At 75.9% G+C, this 1,818-nt stretch carries 1 pseudogene; it reads left to right on the top strand.

The window, feature by feature from the left end:
• Nucleotides 1-415: 415 nt before the first annotated feature.
• Nucleotides 416-1,818 (top strand): annotated as a pseudogene (locus tag AC31A1_RS50860) (DNA-binding protein); the annotation flags it as partial.

Genomic DNA, 1,818 nt, shown 5'->3' with positions numbered 1-1,818 from the left:
GGTCGTCGGCAGGCGGGCAGCACCGGGTACGCGCACGGGACCCCCGACCGGAGACGGTGGTCGCCGTGGAGGAGCGGGGCCTTCTCGGCAGCCGGTGAGAAGGTGTCGCCGCCCACGCGGGCTGTCACCGGCCCAGGGCGCGAGCGATCGCCGCCCCCGCACAGGTGCCCTCGGCCGCGGATGCGGGGCGTCGTCGGGCGGTCGTCGGCAGGCGGGCAACTCCGGGTACGCGCACGGGACCCCCGACCGGAGACGGTGGTCGCCGTGGAGGAGCGGGGCCTTCTCGGCAGCCGGTGCGGAGGCGATCGCGGCCCCCGCACGGGGTGCCCTCGGCCGCGGATGCGGGGCGTCGTCGGGCGGTCACTGTCGGGCGGGCGGCACCGGCCCGGCCGGTGTACCCGCTACCGTGGGTCGGATGAGCATCCCGGCCACGCCGCCCCGTTCGCTCGCGGAGGCACTCCGAACCAGGGACGACGCGTCCCTGGCCGCGCTGCTGCGCAGCCGCCCCGACCTCATCACGCCCGTGCCCACCGACCTCACCCAGCTCGCGACCCGGGCCGGTACGCGCGGGTCGGTCGTCCGGGCGCTGGAGCGGCTGGACCGTTTCGCGCTACAGACGGCGGAGGCGCTGGCCGTGGCGGCGGACCCGGCGTCGTACGACGGGTTGGTTGGTCTGATGGCAGGCGACGCGCGCGACGCCGTCGTCGTGCACGCGCTGCCGCGCGCCCTCGCGACCCTGCGGGAGCAGGCGCTGGTGTGGGGTGCCGACGACCGGCTGCGGCTGGTGCGGACGGCACGTGAGCTGCTGGCGCCGTCGCCGCAGCATCCGTCGCCGACCGGCCTCGGGCCTACGGTCGCGGAGGCCACGGCGGGGATGTCGCCGGGGCGTATTCAGGAGATCGTCACGGCCGCCGGGCTGCCCTCCACCCATGATTCCGTGTCCGCGGTGGCCTCGCTCACCAAGCTGTTCACTGCCCGGCGGCGAATGAAGGCGCTGCTCGCCCGCGCCCCCGAGGAGTCCCTGGAGGTGCTGAACCGGCTGGTCTGGGGGCCGCCGTACGGCCAGGTGACCGCCGAGCCCGCGGCCCGGCTGCGCTGGCTCATCGACCGGGGGCTGCTGCTGCCCACCGCGCCCGGCACGGTCGTACTCCCGCGTGAAGTGGCCCTGCACCTGCGGGCCGGGCGCGCGCACCGCGAGACGGAGCCGCTGGCGCCTGCGGTCGAGGCGAAGGCGACGCACCGTCCACAGGTTGTGGACACGACGGCGGCCGGGCAGGCGTACACCGCGCTCGCGACGGTCGAGGAGCTGCTGAAGGACTGGGACGAGGGCGGGCCGACGGTGATGCGGGCGGGGGGTCTCAGCGTCCGTGATCTGAAGCGGACCGCCGTCGCGCTGGACGTGGCGGAGCCCGTCGCGGCCTTCTGGGTCGAACTCGCTTATGCGGCAGGGCTGTTGGCCTCCGACGGTGACGCCGACGAACGGTACGCGGCTACCCCGGCCCTCGACGAGTGGCTGGAGCTGCCCGCCGCGCAGCGCTGGGCCCGGCTCGCGGAGGCGTGGCTCACGGCGACCCGGACGTCGGGGCTGGTCGGGGGGCGGGACGCGAAGGAACGGACCTTGTCCGCGCTGGGGCCTGGGCTGGATCGGTCGGCGGCTCCGGAGGTACGGCACCGGGTGCTGGGTTTGCTTGCCGGGTTGCCGGAGGGTGCCTCGCCGTCTGCCGAGTCCGTGTTGGCCCGGTTGCGGTGGGAGCGGCCGGTTCGGGGGGCCGGGGGTGCGCAGAGAAGCACAGAAGGCGCTCCGGCGGGTGCTCAGGG

The organism is Streptomyces sp. P5F9 (assembly GCF_057961495.1).
Note: the sequence above shows the minus strand (reverse complement) of the source record. Positions and strands in the feature narration are given on the sequence as shown.